This is a genomic window from uncultured Ellagibacter sp. (assembly GCF_934617235.1).
In the GTDB taxonomy this organism is placed as follows: domain Bacteria; phylum Actinomycetota; class Coriobacteriia; order Coriobacteriales; family Eggerthellaceae; genus Ellagibacter.
This window is the reverse complement of sequence record NZ_CAKTTZ010000027.1, coordinates 1-22,713: the sequence shown is the minus strand read 5'-3', so window position 1 is coordinate 22,713 and position 22,713 is coordinate 1. Positions and strand designations below refer to the sequence as shown.

At 61.2% G+C, this 22,713-nt stretch carries 15 protein-coding genes; 3 read left to right on the top strand and 12 right to left on the bottom strand.

The genetic code is table 11. The features are described from left to right. The first annotated feature begins 110 nt into the window (after positions 1 to 110). Positions 111 to 3,047 (top strand): insulinase family protein, encoded by a 2,937-nt coding sequence (locus Q0G85_RS06515; protein WP_297155934.1) that lies wholly within the window; start codon positions 111 to 113, stop codon positions 3,045 to 3,047. Between the two features lie 263 nt (positions 3,048 to 3,310). Here the strand turns inward: Q0G85_RS06515 and Q0G85_RS06510 are convergent, their stop codons facing one another. Further along, positions 3,311 to 4,300 carry an ABC transporter substrate-binding protein gene (locus Q0G85_RS06510; RefSeq protein WP_297155932.1) on the bottom strand — a complete coding sequence of 330 codons (990 nt, stop codon included), beginning with the start codon at positions 4,298 to 4,300 and terminating at the stop codon, positions 3,311 to 3,313. Positions 4,301 to 4,720: 420 nt separating this feature from the next. On the opposite strand from Q0G85_RS06510, the gene Q0G85_RS06505 reads away from it, so the two are divergent. Beyond that, complete coding sequence (locus Q0G85_RS06505) at positions 4,721 to 6,508, top strand: CdaR family transcriptional regulator (protein WP_297155930.1); 1,788 nt, start codon at positions 4,721 to 4,723, stop codon at positions 6,506 to 6,508. Between the two features lie 533 nt (positions 6,509 to 7,041). Here Q0G85_RS06505 and Q0G85_RS06500 read toward each other — a convergent pair. After that, positions 7,042 to 7,374, bottom strand: coding sequence for a 4Fe-4S dicluster domain-containing protein (locus Q0G85_RS06500; protein WP_297155928.1), 333 nt, complete (start codon positions 7,372 to 7,374; stop codon positions 7,042 to 7,044). Positions 7,375 to 7,386: 12 nt separating this feature from the next. After that, on the bottom strand, positions 7,387 to 9,693 hold the full coding sequence (locus tag Q0G85_RS06495; protein ID WP_297155926.1) for a molybdopterin-dependent oxidoreductase: 2,307 nt from the start codon (positions 9,691 to 9,693) through the stop codon (positions 7,387 to 7,389). A 646-nt stretch (positions 9,694 to 10,339) separates the two neighbouring features. On the opposite strand from Q0G85_RS06495, the gene Q0G85_RS06490 reads away from it, so the two are divergent. Next, the gene (locus Q0G85_RS06490; protein ID WP_297155954.1) at positions 10,340 to 11,212 is read left to right on the top strand and encodes a double zinc ribbon domain-containing protein; all 873 of its coding nucleotides are present in this window, start codon (positions 10,340 to 10,342) and stop codon (positions 11,210 to 11,212) included. Between the two features lie 318 nt (positions 11,213 to 11,530). Here Q0G85_RS06490 and Q0G85_RS06485 read toward each other — a convergent pair whose 3' ends face one another. The 9 genes from Q0G85_RS06485 to Q0G85_RS06445 all read right to left on the bottom strand — a co-directional run bounded on the left by Q0G85_RS06485 (position 11,531) and on the right by Q0G85_RS06445 (position 22,483). Next, a complete protein-coding gene (locus Q0G85_RS06485; protein ID WP_297155923.1) occupies positions 11,531 to 12,850 on the bottom strand; it encodes a glycosyltransferase family 2 protein in 1,320 nt (439 codons plus the stop codon). Positions 12,851 to 13,530: 680 nt separating this feature from the next. Further along, positions 13,531 to 14,046, bottom strand: coding sequence for a cob(I)yrinic acid a,c-diamide adenosyltransferase (locus tag Q0G85_RS06480; protein WP_297155921.1), 516 nt, complete (start codon positions 14,044 to 14,046; stop codon positions 13,531 to 13,533). Positions 14,047 to 14,122: 76 nt separating this feature from the next. Further along, the gene (locus Q0G85_RS06475) at positions 14,123 to 15,556 is read right to left on the bottom strand and encodes an S-layer homology domain-containing protein (protein ID WP_297155920.1); all 1,434 of its coding nucleotides are present in this window, start codon (positions 15,554 to 15,556) and stop codon (positions 14,123 to 14,125) included. Beyond that, the gene (locus Q0G85_RS06470) at positions 15,553 to 16,518 is read right to left on the bottom strand and encodes an energy-coupling factor transporter transmembrane component T (RefSeq protein ID WP_297155918.1); all 966 of its coding nucleotides are present in this window, start codon (positions 16,516 to 16,518) and stop codon (positions 15,553 to 15,555) included. The genes Q0G85_RS06475 and Q0G85_RS06470 overlap by 4 nt, the downstream gene beginning before the upstream one ends. A 7-nt stretch (positions 16,519 to 16,525) precedes the next feature. Next, the gene (locus Q0G85_RS06465) at positions 16,526 to 17,260 is read right to left on the bottom strand and encodes an ECF transporter S component (protein WP_297155916.1); all 735 of its coding nucleotides are present in this window, start codon (positions 17,258 to 17,260) and stop codon (positions 16,526 to 16,528) included. Continuing rightward, positions 17,245 to 19,059, bottom strand: a complete 1,815-nt coding sequence (locus tag Q0G85_RS06460) for an ABC transporter ATP-binding protein (protein WP_297155915.1) — start codon at positions 19,057 to 19,059, stop codon at positions 17,245 to 17,247. The genes Q0G85_RS06465 and Q0G85_RS06460 overlap by 16 nt, the downstream gene beginning before the upstream one ends. Then, a complete protein-coding gene (locus tag Q0G85_RS06455) occupies positions 19,032 to 20,000 on the bottom strand; it encodes an energy-coupling factor transporter transmembrane protein EcfT (protein ID WP_297155913.1) in 969 nt (322 codons plus the stop codon). The genes Q0G85_RS06460 and Q0G85_RS06455 overlap by 28 nt, the downstream gene beginning before the upstream one ends. Next, a complete protein-coding gene (locus Q0G85_RS06450) occupies positions 19,997 to 21,727 on the bottom strand; it encodes a hypothetical protein (protein ID WP_297155911.1) in 1,731 nt (576 codons plus the stop codon). Before Q0G85_RS06450 ends, Q0G85_RS06455 begins: the two co-directional genes overlap by 4 nt. Before the next feature lie 3 nt (positions 21,728 to 21,730). Then, entirely contained in the window at positions 21,731 to 22,483 is a 753-nt protein-coding gene (locus Q0G85_RS06445) for a DUF4430 domain-containing protein (protein ID WP_297155910.1), read from the bottom strand. Positions 22,484 to 22,713 lie beyond the last annotated feature (230 nt).

Below are 22,713 nucleotides of genomic sequence, written 5' to 3'. Positions count from 1 at the left end.
GCCCGAGCCGTTGCGCCATCCCTGCGATATATCCACGTTGCCCGCAGGGCGCGGCGCACGTTGTGCGACAATAGAAGCCGAACGAGAAGCCCCTCCGAGAAAGCTGAACCATGGAATTCAAGCCACATGAAACCGTGCACGGGTTCACCGTGCGCACTGCCTCTGACCTGCCCGAAATCGACGGGCGAGCCTACGTGCTCGACCACAACGCCTCGAGCGCGCAGCTGCTCTACCTGCAAAACGACGACTCCAACAAGGCGTTCTCCATCGCCTTCAAGACGCCGCCCGCAAACGACACCGGCGTCTTCCATATCCTCGAGCATTCGGTGCTCTGCGGTTCGGACAAGTTTCCCGTGAAAGAGCCGTTCGTGAACCTGCTCAAAAGCTCGATGCAGACGTTCTTAAACGCCATGACCTACCCCGACAAGACGATCTACCCTGTGGCCAGCACCAACGAGCAGGATCTTTTGAACCTCATGGACGTCTACCTCGACGCCGTGCTGCACCCTGCCATCTTCCACAAGCGCACGATTTTCGAGCAGGAAGGCTGGCATGTGGAACTCGCCGGCGAGGAGGGCTCGGACAAACTCGTGTACAACGGCGTGGTCTACAACGAGATGAAAGGCGCGCTCTCCGACCCCGAGTCGGTGCTCTACGACGAGCTTTCCGCGGCACTGTTCCCCGACACGGCGTATCGATTCGAGTCGGGCGGTAAGCCTTCCGCCATTCCGACGCTTAGCTACGAGGAATTCCTCGACACCCACCGCCGCCATTACAACCTGGCCAACGCCAAGATCGTGCTCTACGGGAACATGGACCCCGAGCGCTTCCTCACCTTCCTCGACGAGCGCTATCTGGCCCCCGGCGGGGCCGAAGCGCGCGCCGCGAGCACGCCGAACCCGCTTGAGCTGCAGGCGCCCGTGACGTCGTTTGGGAACAAAGTGCCCATGAAGACGGCACCCGAAAACGCCTGCTGCGCGGTGGGTTTTGTAGCGGGCCGCTCGGCCGACAGGGAGCGCATGATCGCGATGGACATCCTGCTCGACGCGATCTTCGGCTCGAACGAGGCACCCGCCAAGCGTGCACTGCTCGACGAGAACCTCGCGTGCGACATCGTGGCATACATGGCCGACGCAATGCTGCAGCCTTTCGCCGTCGTGCAGGCGAAAGGCCTTGAGGAAGGCGCGGCAGAGCGCCTGCGACCTGCGCTTTCGCGCGTACTTGAAGAGCTTGCCGACGGCACGCTCGACCATGAGGTGGTGGCGGCAGCGCTCTCGCATGCCGAGTTCGTAATGCGCGAGCAGAATTTCGGGATCGCGGACGGCGTGGCACTCGCCTGCTCTTGCATGGCCGGCTGGCTCTACGACGACGATGCCGCGCTCGATTATCTGCGCTACGAGGACGCGTTCGCGGACTTGCGCAAAAAGCTCGACGAGGGCTACTTCGAGCAGCTGATCCGCGAGGTGTTCCTGGAAAACGACCATGTGGCGGATGTGGAAGTCGTGCCTGTGGACGGACTTCCCGACGACGACGATGCCGCGGCGGCCCGCTTGGCGCAGATGGAGCGCGAGCTTAACGAGGAGCGGATCGCCGCAATCGAGGCCGACGTCGCTACCTTGCGCCAGGCACAGGAGGAGCCCGACTCCCCGGAAGCGCTCGCGACCCTTCCCCGCATGCGCGCAAGCGACATCGAGCAGGCGCCCGTCGAACCCGCGTTCCGCCTCGACGACTCGGGAGATGTTCCCGTAATCAGGCACGATGTGGCAACGCGAGGCATCGTGTACGCGTATCGCTATTACGGCTTGGAGCGTTTGTCCTTCGAGGAGCTTCCCTACGCGTCGCTGCTCGCCATGGTGCTCGGAAAGCTCGCGACAGACAAGCACACCGCAACGGAGATCGACACGCTTACGCAGGCGAAGCTTGGCAACCTCGCCTTCTACACCGAGGTGCACGAGCGCGAAGACGACCGCTGCGCGCTGTTCCCGAAGCTGACCGTGTCGTGCTCTGCGCTCTCTGAAAACGCGGAGTGGGCGGCGACGCTTCCAAGCGAGATTCTCGGCGAGACACGCTTTAACGACTTCGGCAAGATTCACGACATCCTCGTGCAGAAGCGCGTCAGCATGGAGCAGAATTTCGCGAACGCTGGTCATAGTGCGGCGATGGCGCATGTGGCGTCCTACTATCTCCCCGCTGCCGTCGTGCGCGAGCAACTCGGCGGCGTGGGATTCTATCGATTCTTAAAGCGCACGCTCACCGCGTTCGACGAGGAGAAGGAAGCCCTAGCTGCGAAGCTTGCCGAGGTGGCAGGCCGCATCTTCACCGACGACAACTATACAATCGGTTTCACGGGCAAGGACGGGGACTTCGATCACACGATGGGTGCAGGGATGACCATGGGTCGTCGCGTGGCGGCCGAGGCCGAGGCGAACGCGACCCGGCTTGTTGTGCCCAAGCCGCACGTGCCCGCGACCGGCGAGGCCTTCGTCGTGCCGACGGACGTCACCTACACCGCGCTCGGCTTTGACCGCCGCTTGCTCGGAGTCCCCTACTCGGGCGCCTGGCTTGTGGCGTCGCGCGCGCTTTCCTACGACTATTTATGGAACGAGGTCCGCGTGAAGGGCGGCGCCTACGGAGCAGGGTTCTCACCCACCCGCACGGGCAACCTGCGCTTCTACTCGTATCGCGACCCGCATATCGACGAGACGATCGAGCGCTTCCGCGCGGCGGGCGCATGGCTTTCCAACTTCAACCCGAGCGAGACCGAGATGGACGGTTACATCGTGTCGACCGTCGCGGGCCTCGACGCGCCATTGAAGCCCCGCGAGCTGGCGCGCCGACAGGACGGCTACGTGTTCGCACACGTCGACCCGAAAGATCGCCTGGTCACGCGCTCGCAGGTGGCGAACGCGACGCCCGAGGAAGTACGTGCCCTCGGAAATGCCGTGAGCCAGGCGGCGAGCAAGAACATCGTCTGCGTGTTCGGCAACCGCGAGATCATCGAAAACGCGAAGGCCGATCTCGCCGTGGTGGATCTGCTTGGGGAATAAGGCTTCTTCAGGTCGGGTGCGGGCTGGGACACGCCTGCACCCAACCCACGTCTGCGTGATCTCAACCGCCTTATCTTCTCCGTTCCCCTCCCTGTCCCACATTGCGGGTCGAAAAAGTACATCGAAATAGAGTGATTCTGGCACGAATCGCTGCACTCATTGAAAACGCCTCCCATTTTGGAGGCGTTTCTCATAGGGAGCCAAAAGCTCGCTTATGAATTATGGATGAGGCAGCGGCACGCCGTCACACGAGAAGTCGCAGCTTACGAAGCCTTCACGGCGTTCGACCCAGCCGTGGAGGCGCCGCCCGACGTCGTATCGGTCGAGGTGGCACCCTGCGCGCTCGCATCAGCAGACGCTGCGTCGGTCGAGGTCGTGCCATTGGCCGTCGCGTCCGACTTCGCCTTCGAACCTGACGTCGCCCCAGCAGTAAGCTTCACCGACGAGAGGTCCATACTGCCACCCAGCCACTTCGACTGGATAACACTCATGACGCCGTTCGAATTCAGAGAGCTCACAGCGTTGGCGATGGCGGTCTTCAAATCGGAGTTGCTGTCGAGCACGCCGACGCAATAGCCGCTCGGCTGCTGCATGAGCGCGACGATGCTCGCGTTGATGTTCGACCCGTTCGCATAGTACTTGCCGATGACCGCGTCAGCAGCGACATATTGTACCTGCCCCGAGCTCAAGGCAGCGAACGCCTCTTTCGGGCTGGAGGTGGAAGTGAGCGAGGTGTCGCCGAATTCGTTCATGACCGCCCAAGCGCTCGTGGAGGAAACCTGCGCAGCGAACTTGGCGCCAGTCGTCGCAGTCGGGACAGCGGCGTTCTCCGACATGGCGAACAGCGCGATGCCCGTAGGCAGGTAGGAATCGGATTTCCAGAACGAACCGTCGCTCGAGGACTTGTCGATGCCAAGCACGATGTCAACCGAACCGTCCTTGAGCGCACCTTCGGGGTCGCTGCCCGTGTCAACGATGGAAAGCTTCAGGCCGAGGCTGTCCGCAATCGCGGCCGCCACATCGACGTCGATGCCGACGATCTTGTTGCCCGACATGCCGGCGAGCGGGGCGCGGCCCGTGTTCACGCCGACGCGCAGAACGCCGTTTTCCTTGATGGTCGGGGATTGAACCTGGGGAGTCTTCGACTCAGGTTCGTAGGTGGAGTCGCTCGAGCACCCCGTCAACGCGACCGCAAACGCCATGACACAACCGATCGCTACGCAAAGGATAGCTTTCCGAAAACGCTTCGTCACCGTAACCTCCGTCTGTTCCTTTTCATGCGCTTCTTCCGGCTGACCTAGTCTTTGCCCCCACACTCGCGCACTGGGACGTGAGCTTGCACCCGTGGTACCTCTCGCCCGCGGCGGCCTTGTGCCGCACGAATATGGAATCGGGCGGTGCGACTTACCTCTAGGACGCGCCATGCTCGCTGCGCGCAGGACGCGCAACTTACGTGGATCCTTTCGACCGCGTCTGCCTTGGACTGAGAAACGCTCGAGGCGCTTCCGCAACTACAGACCCGAAAGAAGCACGTTTCAGTGTAACAGAACAGCAACGGCGAAGAGCAGCACACGCATCATTCCACATGGAAGTGGGAAAAGAAGGCGTTTGGAGTAATATGGGGTCAAACGAATGCGCGACGTGACGAAAGCCGCATGCTAAAGGGGGTCTTCATGCTTTTCCCGCTCAGCATCATCGAACCCTGCCTCGAGAGAATCGGGGTGCCCGTTGAGGTTCCACCCGATTGGGCCCTGCGCACGTTTTCCTACGCCAGCAGCGATGCCCCAACAGAAGAGCCAGGCGACCCGCAAGCGTCGTCGGCGCGCGAGTCGGGCGATGACGAACAAGTGCTGTCGCCGCGCAAGCCGAATTATGACCAGCCAGCTCCATCGGCCTACGAGCCAAGCGGCGACCAGCAGACACTCCTCGTCGTTCCCTACGAGTGCGCACTCAAGCTGGCGCACGGCAAGCGGACAAGGCCCCTTCTCGCGATTGCCTCGCCCGAAGCTGCCGGAGAGCAAGGGGAGTTTGATGCATCGGGAATGAAGCAAGTCCCACCCGCCCACGATACTTCGGAAACGAAGCAAACGACAGCGGCTTGCAGCACGACGAAGGCGGAACATGCGTCGACAGCCCAGGGCTCACCAGGGGCATTCCCCATCGCATTCACGTCCCTTTCCCCCGCGGCCGTTTGCAGCGCGATCAACCGCCACCTCATTCGGATACGGGAATGGGACGCCGAGATGTCGCGCCTCGTCCTTCACGACTGCTCGACCCAGCAGCTCATCGAACTTGGCGAAGAGCTGCTCGGGGAATACATCGCCCTTTCCGATGCGCTCTATGCGCGGGTCGCCGCAACGCCGCACTTCCCTCCCCTCGACGACATGAGCCGCGCGCTTATCGAGACGGGCAGCTACCCGACGTCCATGATTCCGACAATCGAGCGGCTCGCGCAAGACCAACGCTGGCACGCGCAGAACAAAAGCCACCTCGACCAGGGCGGCAACGCCATCAATCCTCTCCCCAACATGTCGCGAGTGTATCGCCTCGGGGGAAACTACGCAGCGCATCTCGTTATGGTGTCTTCCGATTCCATCACACCTTGGCAGCAGTTCCTCTTCGACCTGCTCGCCGACCAAGTCGGCATTTGCCTCGACCGATTCTGGCAAACGACCCTTCCCTCGCATGAGAAAGGGGCAGCGTTTCTCTCGTCGATAATGAGCGACAACATCCACGATCCCTACGATTTCAAAGAGAAGGCTCGCCTGTTCGACCTGCCGATCGAGGGTGTTTTCGAAATAGCGGTGATCGCGGGTGCCGAAGAGTGCGGCGGCGTCGCGCATATCGCGCATCAGATCCGCACGGGACTCCAAGCGTGCCGCACCGTGATAGCCGACCAACGCATCTACGTGCTGATGATTTCGGCAAAGCGAAGCTCAAAAAAGATTGCCGCCATGGAGGAAGCGCTCTTCGAGGCCGTTTCCCGCCTTAAGGCCAGGATCGGTCTTTCGTCGCGTTTCGATTTGCTCGAGTACTGCCACATGGGACGCATGGAAGCGGATGTCGCTCTAGAGTACGGCCAGAAGAACTTTTCGAAGTACCTCGCCTTGCAGTCCAGCGAGCCTTTCATCGACTGCGTCTTCCGATTCAACCGCTATTTCCCCTGCTACCTGGTCGATCCGTACGCCGACACTGCCGAGTTCCTCGCGAAGTATGCCGCATCCCCAAACATTGTGAGCAGGCTCCGCCGCGCCGATGCGGAAAACGGGACCAACGATTTCGGCCTTTTGAAAATCTATCTTTACTTCGATTGCAGCGTGAAGAAGACGGCCGAACTTATGAACATGCATCGCAATACCGTGGTCTATCGGCTCAACAAGATTAAAACCGACTATCGACTCGACCTCGACAACTGCGACACGCGTCTGTTTTTGCACTACCTTTTCGGGGTTCTGGATTAACGCGCCCAGGACTTCTGGGGCTCAGTCTGACGGACCCTGAATCAACCCTTGTAGAGATGGCTGCCATCGGGCCATCTGCACGGATGAAGCTCACCAGCCGGGTTCTCGCGCACGTTGTACATGCAGGGAATGTCGCATAGAAGGCCCGTCCAGTTGCAACGGAGTTGTTCGCGAGGGGGCAGGGCGGCGCCGCAACGGGGACACACCCACGCCTCATAGCGACCACGCATCACGAGTCTACCGCACGCCTTGCAGACAATTGGCTTGGGGTGAGGCGGACGGCATTTCCCGCAGAAGGGGTTGCAGCTCATGCAGCCCATAGCAAGACTCCTTTCACACGGAGAAATCGGCCCGCGCGCGGACCGGAGGGTGGGCGCTCTGAAGGATGAGCCCTCCGACCTCACTACCCCGCGCATACGAAGGTTGACGGACGACAATAAACCGTAGCGCCGCCCACAACGTAAGCCGGCTCGCGCTCAGAGATGCGATCCCGGCTTACGTCTGGCGAGGAGGTTTTAGGAGCCGAAAGATCTCTACAGCGAGTAAATCATCGACTTCGGGTACTTCTCGGCGTACTTCACAAGCTCATCGAGTGGGCCGTACTCCATGACGCCCGCCTGGCAATGATGTACGCAGGTGGGAAGGCGCCCCTCCGCCGTACGCTCGGCGCACAGATCGCACTGATGCGAAGGGTACGGGATATAGGTGAATTCCCATTTGCCGTTCTCCATCTGGCGCGGTCCATCCTGCAGCACGTGCATGCCGAACTGGCCCTCGGGAAGCTTGTGTTCCTTCTTGCACGCCACCTCGCAGCTGTGGCAGCCGGTGCAGAACTCGTAGTTGATGAAAAGGCCGTTTGCGCTCATTTCTCTTTCCTCCTATTCCGCATCCGCGATCATCTGGGCAACGACCTGGGTAGGCGTCACCTTGCTGTTCTCTTCGGTCACCGGGTAGATCTTGCACAGCAGGCAGCGATAGGGCGCGCCGTAGCCGGTTTCGCCGACCACGCACTGGGTAGTCAGGTTGTTGATGTTGACATCCCAGATGCCCTGCAGGTTCGGCGCCGCCTCCTCGGTTTCAGGGAACGACCAGCCATGATCGGCGCAGATGGCTCCTTCCTTCATCGTCGGAACCAGGTGGGCAATCTGGCGGCAGCGGCCGCGCTGATTCTCGATCCACACCCATTGCCCGTCTTCGATGCCGTACTTCTCGGCGTCAACTGGGTTGATGTCGAAGGTCGGCTCGGGGCGGAATTCGCGCATCGTGGGCATATTGCGGTGCTCGGAGTGGAAGAACTCCCAGTGGCGCTTGCCGGTGGTGAGCACGAGCGGGTACTCCTTGTAGAGTTCAGGCGCCGAAACGGGGCTCTCGGGCGGCTCCTCGAAATACGGCAGATCGTGATAGCCGAGCGCACCCAGAAGGCAGCTTTGCAGTTCGAGCTTGCCCGTCATCGTGTTGAATCCAGGCTGGCCATCGGGGCGCAGCTTACCCGACTCGTACCGGCGGTAGCCCTGGAAGTTGTACTCGTACATTATGTCCTTGAGCTCGGTCCAGGTGCGCGGTGCGTTGTCCTTGGCCAGCACCCAGTTGAGCAGGGACTCGACGTCGTGCCACGGCACATTGTCGCCGTTCAGGCGCAGGGAGAGATCGACGAGAATCTCCTCGTCGGACTTCGCTTCCTCGTATTGGGTGATCTTGGTGATCGCGCGGCTCGGGGTCCACCATTCGCGGAAGGAATCGCGCTCGCAGCTCATGGCAACGGGCAGGACGAGGTCAGCGCAGGCGGTCGCGGTCGGGGTCATCCACATATCGGCAACCACGATGAACGGGCAGTTGAGCATCGCCTTGTAAACGCGCGGCGCTTCGGCAGCCATGTTCACGATGGGATTCGTGCCCGCAAGGTACATAACCTTGATCTGGTAGGGCTGCTCGGTCTCAAGCTGAAGCAGGATCTCATCGCCAACAGCGCAGGCTGCAGCGCCGTATTTGTGCATCGGATACTTCTCGACGCCGATGCGTTTCTCCTGAAGTTCGGGCGAGATGAAGTAATTGTAACCGCAGCCGTACAGCGCATCGACGCCATAGGGGCCAGTCGCCAGGTAGTTGCCGCCGGGCACATCGACGTTGCCGGTGATGCCCTCGAGCACCATGAACGCATGGGCCTGGCCAACGCCGTTCGGCGTCATGTCGGTCGAAAGGCCCCAATGGAAGGCCGAGGGCTTGCCAGATGCATAAAGACGAGCCGCCCCGCGAATATCGTCAGCGTCAACCTGGGCAATTGCTGCAGCCCATTCCGGTGTCTTGTCCTTCATTTCCTCGCGCAGCGCATCGAAGCCGTAGCACCACTTCTCAACGAAATCATGGTCGTAGAGGTCCTCTTCGATGATCACGTTAATCATAGCCATCGCGACGGCAGCGTCGGTGCCGGGTCGCGGCTGGATGTTGTACTCAGCACGCGAACCCATCCAGGTAACGCGCGGGTCGACGTTGATGAGCTTGGAGCCGCCTTCCCTCATGCAGTCGACGAGCCAGTGACCGAGGAAGCCGTCGGCGTTGGTTTTGATGGCGTTGCAGCCCCACTGGAGGATGACCTCGGGGAACTTGTATTCGGGGTTATCGTAGCGACGCGGGTCGTACTGGCCGCAGTCCACGACGGCAGGGCCGCCCATTACGCCCACGGAAGCCGAGCAGCGCGGCAGATAGCACGAGTCGCCAGAGAGGAAACCGCAGCCGAAGTTCGGGCTCTTAAACGCAGAGTACTCAAGCAGGGGAACTTGCCACACGACGTTGCGGCCGGTACCTTCAAGGGCGACAATCGCTTCGGGGCCGATTTCGTCCCAGGCAGCACGGACATGCTCTTCGATCATGTCGTAGGCCTCATCCCAGGAAATCTGCTCCCACTTGTTCTCGCCGCGCTTGCCTACACGCTTCAAGGGGTGGCCCAAACGGGTCGGGTTGTTGATGGCCTCGTCGACCATGTTCAGACAGCGCATGCACAGACGACCGCGGCTGAACTCGTCGTTGGGGTCGCCCTCGATATGGTCGACCTTACCATCCTTAACGTAGAACAGCACGCCACAGCCTTCATGGCAACCAGGGCCCGTCCACTGCATGTTGCGGTAGACGTCGAACTCCCCTTCCTTCCAATGCTTTTCCTTGCGATAGAGATTCTCGTTGTATTTCATCTTCTCGCTCCTCTCTCTCCTTTTTGAAGGAGGCCCTCATCAGGCCTTCTCTCTGCCCTGAAGTATAGGAAGCGCGAGATGGGATGAGTATGTGCTCAGAATCCAATATCAGTGCGAATTTTTGTATCTCTTGCACATGGCCAAGATTCGAGAAGGAAAATGGCAGCGGAATGCGGAATGGGGACGCGAATCTCCGATCGAGAATCAGGGGGAGACCTGCCAGATAATCGGCAGTCTTCATCAATCTGAGGGGCCCTCCGTTGGCTTAGCCGAGAAGCTCTCGTTTTGCGACACAAGAAACTCCAGGTCATCAATGCGGGCCTTGGGGCGCCCGTTTCTTTCTTCCCTGCACCACCCTTCCATTTGATGAAGACTGCCGAAAAACTGGCAGGTTGGGGCTTATTTTCTGCACGCACGGGGGTTCGACAAGCTTGCTCGAACGCAACTCCGTCACATCCAACCAGAATTTCCTTCGGCCGCTTAACCCTCCCCTTGATTCTCACCAGGGGTTTTGCGCATCGGGCTTTCCGCCTGTTTGCGCCCGCCAGGTTCTTGCAAGGTTTTTTCGAATTGCAGGAGCGAACGGAAGGAGGAATATGCGCACGCCCGGAGAAATCCCGACGGGAAAACCCGCAGAGTCTTGGCAGTGTTGATAGAAATCCCCGCAACTAGTTGGAAAAGCACGGTCGCCCCTGTTCCCATCGCGCCGCATTTCCACAAGGTGTGCGCGCACCATCTGCAAGAACTGCTCGCTACAATCCGCACTATGGCAGCCTTCACGACAAGCACCCTTTTCAGCACCGCGCACCTCTATGCCGAGGCGGCAGCACAAGCTGTCGCGGAAACGCTTTGGCCCACCCGCTGCGCCATCTGCGACGAACCAGGTGAGCTTTTGTGCGAACGCTGCAGAAGCGAGCTTCCCTTCATCGACCTTTGGCGCGCGTGCCCCATCTGCGGCGCCCCCTGGGGACAGGCGCAGTGCACCGAATGCAACCCCGTGATGCTCGCTGCAACAGGCCGCAAGAACGTGGCGTTCTCGAGCCTCGCGAGCCCTTTCGAGCTCACCGAGAGCACGCGCCGCATCGTCGTCGTCTACAAAGACGGAGGCGAGCAGCGGCTTGCGGCGGAAATGGCGCGATACATGGCGCGCTACCTTTCCCCCGAGATCGCGAGCGAGGTGGCGGGAGTCACCTTCATTCCCGCCACCCGCAAGGCTCGCGCTCGCCGAGGGTTCGACCATGCGGAGTTGCTCGCGCAGGAGGTGGCACTTGCGATCGGGCGCCCCGTCGTCCCCCTGCTTTCCTCTCCTCACGCCCACGACCAGCGCGCACTCTCGCGGCGCGCACGTATGGGGAACATGGCGCACGCAATAGCCGCAACGCCGGGTGCCAGCGCGCCGGAGAGCATCCTGCTCATCGACGACGTCTGTACCACGGGGGCGACGCTATTCGCCGCATGCGACGCGATTCGGGAAGCAGGCGGACGCGACGTGCACTGCCTAACCTTCGCGCGGGCGTGACAGTTCGCCAAGGGAGAGACCAGCCTTCTCGCGACCTGCCTCCGTGCAACCACCCTTCGCGCGCCCTGTCCTCTCGCGACCTGCCTTCTTGTAGCCAGCTTCCTCACAACCAGCGCTGCAGCTGCACCCGCCCACACTCCCCCTGCTCGCGTCGCTGACGCGTTCACCCGCCACCAACGTGCCCCTGCCTCCGCCTACCCGTGCCGGCTACCTGTTCGGCATTTTCGCGTTCCACGTCTTCCTAAACCTAAAAACGGAGGGCCCCCGAAGGGGCCCTCCACTAGGAACCGTGTGCTCTAAGAGATGTTGCCGATGAGCTTACTTCTGCGCGGCGATGCCCTGCTGCGCCTCCGAAAACTCCTCGACGTCGACCGAGATGCTGTGTTTGATCGGCTTCCACTGGCACTTCTTCACAAGCGCGACGAGCGCGATGGGCACATACGTCAGCATGAAGAAGGGGAAGGTGAACATGTAGAGCACCTTCTTGCGCGTGGTGGAATGGATGGAATCCCATTCGACGAACGTGGTGAGCACGCCGAAGAGGAACATGAACATCACGTAGTTGAACAGGCAGAAGAAGATCGACGAGATGGAGCTTGCAATCATGACGCCCGTTGACATGGCGCCCGTCGCGGCAAGCACGATGATGATCGTGTTGAAGATGACCGACACGATGGTGAGCAGCATGCCCGGCGCGATAGTCATGAGCATGTCGTAGCAGGCGAAGCGAGAGCCCTTGGGGTTGGTGAAAATACCCTTCGCAAGGCGCGCGCCGTAGTGCCAAAACACCTGGTAAAAGCCCTTAGCCCAGCGAAAACGCTGATTCCAGGAATCGCGGAAGGTAACCGGCTGCTCGTCGTAGAGCACAGCCGTCGGAGTGTAGGCTATGCGCGTTCCCTCGAGGATGCTGTTCGCGGAGAACTCGATGTCCTCGGTGAGCAGGTGCCATCTCCAACCATCGTTCTTCTCGATGATGTCTGCCGCAATGAAGAAGCCCGTGCCCGACACCGCGCAACTCGTGTTGAGCGTGAGGCGCGCCTGGTTCAGGAACTTTGCCTCGCGCAGGAACCACACGGCATAGCCAGCGGAAATCCAGTTGGAGTCATAGTTCTTGGAATTGCGATAGCTCGTGGACGCCTTCGCGCCGTTGTCGAAGGTCTTGTTCATCTCGCGGAAATAGTTCACGTCGAGCACGTTGTCCGCGTCGAAGACGAAATACGCCTCGTAGCCGCGATCGGCGTACTGGCTGCGAATGATCTTGAAGCCGTAATCGAGCGCGTAGCCCTTGCCAACCTGCTCGGTGTTGAAGCGCTTGAAAACGGTCGCACCCGCCTCGCGCGCCACCTCGGCGGTGTTGTCGGTACAGTTATCGGCGATGACGAACACGTCGATGAGCTCGGTCGGATAGTTCTGAACCTTGATGGAGTGGATGAGGTCGCCGATGACTGCGCTTTCGTTGCGCGCGGAAACGACAACGGCATATCGGTGGTTCTTTTTCGCGACGAGCTGCTTCGGCTTGCGCGTGAGAACGACAAGCACGTAGTACAGCTGATAGGTATAGCAAATAGTAAACGTGATGAAGACGCAGAAGTTGAAGATATCCACAAACGATATCTGCGAGAAGAATTGGTCGAGCACCAGCCCTGCCCCTTACAACTTGTGGCCACCCGCGAACGGGCGAACTTTGGCTTAGCCGCATTCCGTCGCGGCACTTCTGTTCAAACTTACTGGATTATAGCGGCGTTAGAGGCTTTTGTGCACTTCACAAGGGGAAGCTGTAGCCGAAACGGCATTTTAAGGCAATAAAAGGGCAGCTTGCACACCTTGGCTGCACAGCATTTCCATATTAGGGAAGGTTTGCTTGCGAGCAACCTACTTATTTCGCAAGCGAGATGAGGGGAAAATGAGAAAACGGGCGCTGCGAGATACGCATGGCGAAACGGATGCAAGGAGGACATTCGCAAACTGTCTGCGAGTACTCGGCAAGCGCTACGAGGGGCGCTCAAAGCTAAAACGCGACTGTCTGATTGCACTTTATGGATGCACAACAAGAAGCATTGTCGCACATCGGAATAAGAAAATCACGACTGCAATTCAATAATTTCCTTAGGTATCATACCTTTCGAGGAGAGGAGTTTCCTACACATACAAGGGCGAAAGCCGCGCCCACAACCAATAGCTGAAACGCCTCTCAAAACGAGCGCCGGACCGATCACCTGGCGCTCGTTTTCCGTTAAGGCCCCGAACAGGCCTTACTGGTAGAAGCGCAACACTCCGCGAGGCACGCCGCGCGACCACATGCTTCGGCGGACACAGAATCAGTACTCCACGCCCTTACGCGATGCGACCCCTCTCTCGAACGGATGCTTTCGGCACTTCATCTCCGTCAGGTAGTCCGCGCGCGAAATAATGTCCTCGCTCGGGTTGCGCCCGGTGAGCACCACCTCGAGCTTGCCCGCCCCCTTATCAAGCACACGGGCAACAGCTGCCTTATCGACAAGCCCCATCGAAAGCGCGTCGAGCACCTCATCGAGCACGAGCATCCGCGCACCCGAGGCCTCCACCTCGGCAAGCGCCGAAGCGAGGCTCTTATCGTGGGCCTCGCTCGTTTCCACGAGTTCCTCATCAGTCATTTCCCAGGTGAACTTGTTTGTCGGCGCACCTGCGAACACGGGGACATCGAGCCGGTCGGAGAGCATGCGCACCTCGCCGCTTTCGCCATCTTTCAGAAACTGCACGATGACAACGCCCCCACCGGCAGCGAGCATGCGCAGCGCAAGACCCATCGCCGCCGTCGTTTTCCCCTTGCCGTCGCCGTAATACACGTGAATCATGGCACTTCTTCCTACGATCGTTTCATCAGATGACTTCCCGTTTCGCCGTCCCGCCGAAACAGAAAAGGTGCGGCTCCTATATGATTCCCATTTCGAAAGCGCGCATAAGCACGACGGCCACCCGCTCGCGGGCGACGTTCTCACCAGGCACAAGAAACTTGCCAGCAGGCCAATCGTAGCCCTCGACGAGCCCCTTTTCGGCAGCCCACGCGAAGGCGTTGCGCGACCAGTCGCTCGCCAAGTCGCCATCGGCGAAGGCGGACAGGTCGCTACCCGCGGACTCAAGCTCGCCGGGAGCTGCGCACAGGCGTGCAAGGACGGTGATCAGCTGCTCGAAGGAGACTTTGCCCTCAGCGGCGAAGTCCCTCGTGCCATCCGGATGCTCGATGCCGGTGATCACGCCGTTTGCGAAGGCCCAGTTCACAGCCGCGGTATAGTACATGCCATCGGCTGAGCCCGCAATATCGATCTCGTTTTTGGCAGTCTTGGGGTCGTAGGATGCGTACTCGTCGGGGCAGGCGTTGCGCCAGAGGATCGTGGCGAGCTGCCCGCGCGTGAGGGTATCACCCACGCCGAAAAGCCCCGCCTTGTCGCCATCGGTGTAGCCGGTGATAAGGCCGCGTGCAGCCACAAAGGTCACAGCATCGCCATACCAAGAGGACTCCGAGTAATCCACGTCGGGGAAGACGGAGACGGAGCCAGAGGAGCCTATCTGCACGGTTATCTCGTAGCGCTGCGCGGGGACATTCGCGGCGTCGTTCATGGTCGGCCAACTCGGATCGCCGCAAACTATCTCGATCACCGAGCCACTCGTGACGGGAATTTCCGCGCCGCGCTTGTACCATGTGTCGCCAAAACGTGCCTTCACCTGGAAGTTCTTGTTCGTTGCCGTTGGCGTGAGCACCACGCTCGTCGAGCCTTCGGGCAGCTTAAGGGTATACGAATGGGCGTCAGCGCTAAACGACGGGGACAAAATGCCCGCGCCGACCGCGAGCGAGGCCACCGTCTTGTCGTTGCTGCTCCAGTTGCTGCCAAGGTCGGGGCCGCCGTCGACTGTGTACATGAGGTCGATCTCGTCGCCTGGCTCCAGGGTACCGGCGCTTACGGTCACCGAAGAGAGGCCCGTGTTCGCGAACCAATCATCGATCGTCCCCATCCAGCCGCTTTTCTTTCCGCAGTCGAATTCGCCGAACCCCGCGACGGAGGTGATGTATCCCTTGTCCGCGCCGACGACGGCAACGCCCTTCTCGTTCGCAAGGCGCACGATTGCCGACATCGCGCTGTCGGAAGGATACAGGTCGACATCCCCCTCGGCGATGGTACCGCAAGGCGCGGGATAGCCTGTACCCGCGGGGCGCGCAACCGTGTCGCTAATACTGATATGCACCTGCCCGATCGGCGTTTCCCCTGATGGGATATCGCCTATCGCGGCGAACGCCATACTTGGGACAAGCCCGCAGGCAACAACTGCGGACAAAAGCAAGGAGATGAGCTTCCTCTTCACGGTCATGCGGTCCTTCCTTTCTCTTGTATTTCCCTCTTTAGTGGGCCTTGATTTTCCCTTGGCGACACGAATAGATGTCCCTTCTTCGGCACAGTGGCCGCCCTTCGCGCATAGGAGGCTTCGCCAACCGTTTGAAGCGCGAGCGGCAAAAGGCACAACACGAAAAACGCCACGTAGACAGCAACGCCTACAGACGACACCCTCGGCAGCACGATGACGGGGCTAAAGAGCATGCGCGTCTGACCGAGAACCGTCGCCGCAGCACACACCGTAACAAGGGCCACGAGCATAACGGCGAGCAAACGGTCGCGATTGTCGAACCGGTAGAGCGAGTACGCCGTGCGCCCGCGCAAGATTCCACCTCGGCTTCTCATGGAGTCCGACATCTCAACGAATCGCTCGATCGACCAGGAAACGAGGATAGATCCTCTCCGCAGCGCGTTCACGATCCGGCGCAGGATGCTTCCCTGACCTGGTCCTTTCCCGATTCCCGACTGCGCGACGGCGATCTTTTCGGCACGATCGCGAACCATCGGCACCGCACGAAGCATCACCGCAAGCAAAAGCGCAGCCTTCGGGCAGACGCGCCCCAAAAGGAACACCACCTTGTCGGCGGTGAAGATGCAAAGGGCGCACCAGAGCCACACGAGGATGGCCGCAACCTTGAGCCCCACGATAACGCCGCAGGTCAGTGACTCGACGGTGATGCTGTTGCCGATGGGGGTTCGCGCAAGGTTCGTCACGCCGAAGTGAACGTTCAGCGCGAACAGCGCCGCGAAAGCGAGCGCCGCGACGATGAGTACGCCTCCGAAGACGACGGCGCGAGGGCCACGAAGCCTTGCGGCGTAGGCGATGGCGCACAAAAGCGAGACCGCGACAAGGCCCGGACGCGTCCAGCAGGCCGTAAACGCAATCACGGCGACGAAGAACAGCAGGTTCAACGCGGGATGATAGGATGCGAAGTTCATGCGCCCCCTATCTCGCAAGACCGTACTTCACGCGCACGCGCTCGAGCTTGCCGAGCAGCGGGTTGGCGAGAATGAACAGCGTGATTGCCGTGGCCGCCGCCTGCACCGCGTTCACCGGAAGACCAGACGCGTAGATGGCGATGGCGCTTTCGGGCGTTATGACGGAGACCATCGTGAACAGCGAGCACGTGTCCAAAATGGGCCCGACCACGACGACGACGAACGCCGCGCCTGCAAGCGAGAGCACCGTTTTCGCGCGGTTGCCTAAATTGCTGCGAGGGATTGCTCCCCGCTCGGCAAGGAATCCGGCGACGAAGCCGGCAAGGCCGTAGGCGAGCATCTGCCAGGGGGTCCACGGTCCCTGACCGAAGACGAAATCGCTGACGAGCAGCGAAATCGCCCCCACAAGAAAGCCCGAGCGCGACCCCAAGGCAACCCCCGCGATCATGACGATAGCCGCGATGGGCTTGAAGTGCGGAACCCAGATGAACGCCACGCGCGCGACCACGGCGAGCGCGCACATCACCGCGATGATCACGAGCTCGCGAGCTTGCGGTTTGCGAGCCTCGAACGACACGAAGAACGGGACCATCGCGTAGACGATGACAAGGATGCTCGTCACGTAGTAGCTCCCCGAGCCGAAAGCCGTTCCCGCCCACACCGTGATCGGCGTGAGCACAACGACGACCAGCCACGACAGGATGGTTTTCCAGCGGGCTTGTTTTTCTAGCGCAGCATGCATTGCCCGATCACATCCTCGTCGGTAATCGCGCGCGGGAACACGTGCCTGCTCATGCGGTTCGCCGCCGTGGTGTAGAAGCTGTTCGACGAGAAGAACGTGCGCGGCGTGCTTTCGGCGATGATCTCGCCGTCGAACATCATGGCCACCGCATCGGCGTAGCGCGCGCAGAACTCGATATCGTGTGACACCATGACGATGGCCACGCCTTGCTGCTTGAGCTTGTCGAGCACCGAGGCGAGCTTGCGCTTGAAGAAGGCATCGATGCCCTTGGTCGGCTCGTCGAGCAGGAGAATCTTCGGCTCGGTGAGCAGGACTTTCGCAAGCGCCACGCGCTGTTGCTCGCCACCCGAGAGGTCGAAGGGGTGCGAATCGAGCAAGCTTCCGATGTCGGTCACGTCGACGACGCGCTCGATTCGCTGCGCGCGTTCGGACTCGGACAGGTGCGCACCTGCAAGCATCTCGGCTAAATCTTCCCGCACCGTCTTCTTGACGAAGAGGTTCTGCGGGTCCTGAGGCAGAAGGGCAAGGCACCCATCAAAGAGGCTTCCCGCTTTCCAATCTTTTAGTTTCCTACCGAATATGCGTACCGTACCGCGATAGGGCTTTGCGATTCCGCAGGCCACGCGAAGCATGGTCGACTTGCCGGCGCCGTTGCCGCCCATGATGGCGAGAACCGACCCAGGCGCAACGTCAACGGATGCCCCGCGGAGCACATCGGGAAGATCGCGCTCGTAGCGAAACCATACCTCCTTGAGCGAAAGCGCCGGGTGTTCTACCGCATCGAGCGGCTCATCTGCGGGAATCGTATTCGGGCGCACCTTTTCGTTGGAAGCGAGGTCCGAAAGCCAGCGTCTTCCCTCGCGCACGGTGAGGGGCGCATGCGCGGCGTGCGAGCCGAATGCGCCTCGCGCGTCGGCCACGTCCCGCAGGCTCACCATGCTCGCCTGAGCCGCCGAATCCCGTGGGTCCGTCACGCTCGCGGGAGCCGCCGAACCCGCCAAAGGCGTCTCCCCCACGCCCGCCGCGCGAGCGGTTTCCATCCCGTAGAAGATGCGCAGGGGCGCAGGCAGCGCCGCCATCATGTCGTTTCCCGATGCGTGGAGTTCGCGGGCAACCTTAAGCGGGTCGCCAACCGATGCGACTGCGCCCCGGTACATGACGACCACCTTGTCGGCGCACGCGAACACGTCTTCCAGACGATGCTCGGTCAAGATGATGGTCACCCCCAGCTCGAGGTTGATCTTGCGCACGGTGGCGAGGAAATTCGATGCCGCGATGGGATCGAGCTGGCTTGTTGGCTCGTCGAGGATGAGCGCGCTCGGGCGCATGGCCATGATGGAAGCCAAGTTCAACAGCTGCTTTTGACCACCCGACAGGTCGCGGACGTCTTTGTGGAACCAGCTTTCGATGCCGAAGTAACTCGCCATCTCCGCCACGCGAAAACGCATCGAGTCCTTGTCGCACCCCAAGCTTTCCAGGCCGAACGCCAGCTCATGCCACACCTTATCGGTCACGATTTGCGCATCCGGATTCTGCATGACGAACCCGATCTTCGAGCTCTGATCGCGCTGCGGCACCTCGGAAAGAGGCACCCCCTCGAAGAGAACGCGGCCGGCAAGATCGCCATGCGGCGTGAGCACGCTTTTCAGGTGGCGCAGAAGCGTCGTCTTGCCGCATCCGCTCTTTCCGCAGATGACGACATAGCTCCCCTGTTCGATTCCAAGCGACACGCCGTCGAGGGCGGGACGCGCCGCGCCGGGATACGTGAACGTCAGCTGTTCGATAGCGAAATGAGCCATATGACCCTCTCTCCAATGGTGATGGCGGATGGCAGCGCCATGAATGTCGAATACGCAAGAAGCCCGCACAGCGAGGCGGGATTGGGGGCTGCTCCGAAGAACGTGGCGAAGTCGAGCACCGTCCCCGTTGGCGCTGCCCCCCCTGGCGCCACGAAGGTTGCATCGGCGCACCCGCTGGCGATTGTAGCAGCCGATACCGCGACAAGCGCCGCCATGCACGCGAGGAGCACCCCATCGCGCACGGTGAAGCGATAGCGCGCGTACGCCGTGCGTTTCGCCTGGCCAAAGCCCCTGCTGCGCATCGAGTCGGCCGTCAATACGCCGCCTTCGAGCGCCCATGAGGCAAGCGCGGAAAGAAGGGCCGACGCTCTCCCGACGCGTTCCGAAAGCGTGCCGCGCGCTGGACTGCGCCCGATTCCCGAACGCGCTGCCGCAAGTTCGTCGATCTTGCGGCGATACGTAGGGACTAAGCGGAGCACCATGGTGAACACGAGCGTGACCGACGGGGCCATGCGACCGAACAAGTAGGTGAACTTGTCGCTCGACATGACGATGTTATAGCAGGAAAACCACAGCAGCATCCCCACAAGAAGCGCTGCCGTTTGAGCGCCAAACGCGAGAGCCTCGAGCGTGTAGGGCCTGTCGAAGTAGGTGAAGAGAACGACGTTCCCAGCCGTGTTGAACAGGGGATTCAGCACGGTGACCGCAACGCCGAGCACCGCCATCCCTACAAGCATGCGAACGCTGCGCACCCCCGCGAGCACCACGTAGTAAAGCCCCGAGAACACCACGGTCGCTGCAAGGAACGCTGGGTTCCGCACGAACATGCCAAGGACGATCGCGCTTACGAAGAAGGCGAGGCCGAGCGCGGGATGATATGTCCCAAACGCATCTGCGCCCCTTACCGAGCCCGCGCCTCTCGCTGCGGCACCAACGCTCATTGCGCCGCCCCCGCCTGGGCGTCCTTGCGAGCGATCTTTGCTCGATAGACCCCGAGCGCGGCGAGCGCGCATGCCGCGACGAGGGCGATGCCCGCCCAAAGCCACGGCGACAAGGCGTTATCGTTGGCGGCGTCGGCCGGGGAGCATTCGCCTTGCAGCTCGCCGAGCGCTGAAGCCGCAACGCCCTGAGAATTGGAGGCGCTCGCGTCGAGGGCATCTTCGCTTGAGGCTTCTTCAGGAGAAAGCGACGAGGTCGCAAGCATCTTCTCCTCGGCAGGCGCCGTTGCCGCCTTGGCCGAGAAGATCGTCTTGCCCGACGGCACGACGCCTCCCGGTATGCCCATCCCGCCAGAAGGCTGACCGCTCGGCGCGGGATCGGGGTCGGGATCAGGCGCAGGATCGGGGTTAGGCGCGGGGTCGGGGTCGGAGGGAACTTCGGGCGGAACCGAATCCGCAACGTCGCTCATGTCGAAAAGCGACGTCTTCCCCGAAAGTAGTCGATCGTAGGCGACAAGCGCATAAAAGCCCTGCTCAGTCGCCATCCCGTTCACTTCGCCATCGTCAACATGCCTAAATCCCCCACTGGAAACCGCGAAGGCGCACAAGGCATCGAGCACCGACCCGTTTTCTTTCACGAAGCGCTCATCGGATGCCGGGTCGATGCCGAGCGAGGCAAGCGCGACGACGACCTGAGCGCAGCTTTCCGAGCTGGCAGAACCCGCTCCGCCGTAACCCCCATCGTCGTTTTGGAGAGACGAAAGGACAGCAAGCCCCCGCTCAACCGCGGCTGCAACGTCTGCCCGCGCGCTGCGGTACGGGGCAAGCGAGATGAGCGCCATGGCAGTCATGTCGACGTCGGGCGTCGATTCGGAAAGCGCCCAGCCCCCACCCGCGATTTCGGACTCGAGAATGGCGTCGATGAGCGCGTCGCGCGTCGTCTGTCGCTTGCCCTCGGGAGCCGCTGGAGCGTCGTAGCTGCGCGAATCGAGCGCGATGAGTGCCCAGATGGGGCCGTTCACACCCTGCCAGCATACCTGGTCGAAGTCGCCAAGGGGCGAAAGCACGTCATAGCCGACAACATCCGTCGGATCGAAGCCCAGCGAGGATAGCGCGAGCACGACGCGCGAGTACTCCGAGTATTTCACGCGATGGAGCACGCCGTTCGTGTCCCTGAGCGTTCGCGCCAGGTTGGTGTAGTAGGACACGGTCTTTTCCGCCGAGAGGCTGCCGTTGCGCGCAAGGCCGATAACTGCCCACTCACCGCCGATGGAGGAAACCTCAGGATTGGGAACGCTCGCCGAGAGATAGGCGACGGTTTCCGCGAGGATTTCCCCGTAGTTCGCGCCGGCGCGCGGAGCGGGGATCGTGCCAGCGGGGTCGGAAGCGCTCTCGGCGGGGATGGGGTCAAGGTCGGAAGCGCCGTCGAAACCAGAAGCAAGCGCCTCATCAGGTGCAGAGGCGAGGATAAGGGTCGGATCGGCACTCTCGGCGGGGACGGGGTCATGGTCCTCCCCTTCGACGGCGGCGGAACCGAAACCCTCGGCGGGCGTCGAGGTCGAGGCGCTCTCCTCGATGGAAGTAGGGGCGTCCGAGTCGAAGCTGGGGGCCAGCTCGTCGGCAGCAAACGATGGCATCGGGGCGAACGAGCACGTCAGAGCAAGGGAGAGCACCACCGCTAAGGCGCGATCCGCCGCCACGCGTTCCCTTCTCGTGTTCTTCTTCATCATAGCCTACCCCACCGATGCGCCCAGGTCAGCGCCGTATCCCTTGCACGTGTAGCACCACACGATAACGTCACCGTCATGCACCTGGTACTCCGAGCAACCATAGTTCGGGAACCAGCCGTTCACTTTGTACATCCAACCCGATTCGTTGCCGCAATCGAACTCGTAGAGGTTGTTGATGCCTTCCACATAATAGGAGCCGTAGCCAGGGGTGTAGGAATATTCGAGCTGCAATCCCGTGGCCGAGGACGCGGCCTTCAAGACGTCGAACACCGTGTCGCCCTGAGCGAAGCGAACCGTAGAGGTTGACAAGATCACGCCGTTGCCGGGCACGCAGGAGCTTTTGCCCGGAGCCAGATCGCCCATGTTGTCGAGGATGGTGTCGCAGCGCACCTCGATCGTACAGGTCTGCGCAACGTTTTCGTCGCCCGAGGCAGAAGCACTGGAAGAAGGTGCGGTGGATTCGCTCGGAGTGCCCGTAGAACCCGAAGTTGGGGCACCGGGAGTTTCTCCCTCGGAGGCGTGAGCCTGTTCGGCTTCCTGTTTCGCCTGGTCAGTGGCAAGCTCATCTTGTGCATCGGGAAAACTTTCCCCCTCGGCTGGGGAAGCAGAAAGTGTCGGGGCGTTCGGCTCGGCAAGCTCGGTCGAATCCGAATCGCGCAAGCTCGTCACCGCCATCGCGCCAGCAAACACGACCACGGCGCAGAGTGCGACCATCACCGCGTTCAGCACGCGCTTTTTGGTCTTTGTCTCAGCCATAGTCTTCCTCTCTCGTTCGATGTCCTATTGACGCGCCGCCTCAGCAATCCCTCTGCCAAGGCGAAATGAGAACCCCGCCGAGGGAGAGTTTACCCCACTCCCTCGGCGGATCTTGATGACGCCGCAGATTCCCAGCAACGTCAAGGTTTCAATTTACTTCAGAATGCCCAGGTCGAAGGCACGCATGAGCACGGTGGCCGCGCGCTCGCGGGCTGCATTCTCGCCGGGGG

Excerpts from the sequence above, each read along its gene's own strand:
- Q0G85_RS06515 (WP_297155934.1), top strand. The coding sequence starts at position 111 with ATGGAATTCAAGCCACATGAAACCGTGCACGGGTTCACCGTGCGCACT.
- Q0G85_RS06505 (WP_297155930.1), top strand. The coding sequence starts at position 4,721 with ATGCTTTTCCCGCTCAGCATCATCGAACCCTGCCTCGAGAGAATCGGG.
- Q0G85_RS06500 (WP_297155928.1), bottom strand. The coding sequence starts at position 7,374 with ATGAGCGCAAACGGCCTTTTCATCAACTACGAGTTCTGCACCGGCTGC.
- Q0G85_RS06495 (WP_297155926.1), bottom strand. The coding sequence starts at position 9,693 with ATGAAATACAACGAGAATCTCTATCGCAAGGAAAAGCATTGGAAGGAA.
- Q0G85_RS06480 (WP_297155921.1), bottom strand. The coding sequence starts at position 14,046 with ATGATTCACGTGTATTACGGCGACGGCAAGGGGAAAACGACGGCGGCG.
- Q0G85_RS06475 (WP_297155920.1), bottom strand. The coding sequence starts at position 15,556 with ATGACCGTGAAGAGGAAGCTCATCTCCTTGCTTTTGTCCGCAGTTGTT.
- Q0G85_RS06470 (WP_297155918.1), bottom strand. The coding sequence starts at position 16,518 with ATGAACTTCGCATCCTATCATCCCGCGTTGAACCTGCTGTTCTTCGTC.
- Q0G85_RS06465 (WP_297155916.1), bottom strand. The coding sequence starts at position 17,260 with ATGCATGCTGCGCTAGAAAAACAAGCCCGCTGGAAAACCATCCTGTCG.
- Q0G85_RS06460 (WP_297155915.1), bottom strand. The coding sequence starts at position 19,059 with ATGGCTCATTTCGCTATCGAACAGCTGACGTTCACGTATCCCGGCGCG.
- Q0G85_RS06455 (WP_297155913.1), bottom strand. The coding sequence starts at position 20,000 with ATGAGCGTTGGTGCCGCAGCGAGAGGCGCGGGCTCGGTAAGGGGCGCA.
- Q0G85_RS06450 (WP_297155911.1), bottom strand. The coding sequence starts at position 21,727 with ATGATGAAGAAGAACACGAGAAGGGAACGCGTGGCGGCGGATCGCGCC.
- Q0G85_RS06445 (WP_297155910.1), bottom strand. The coding sequence starts at position 22,483 with ATGGCTGAGACAAAGACCAAAAAGCGCGTGCTGAACGCGGTGATGGTC.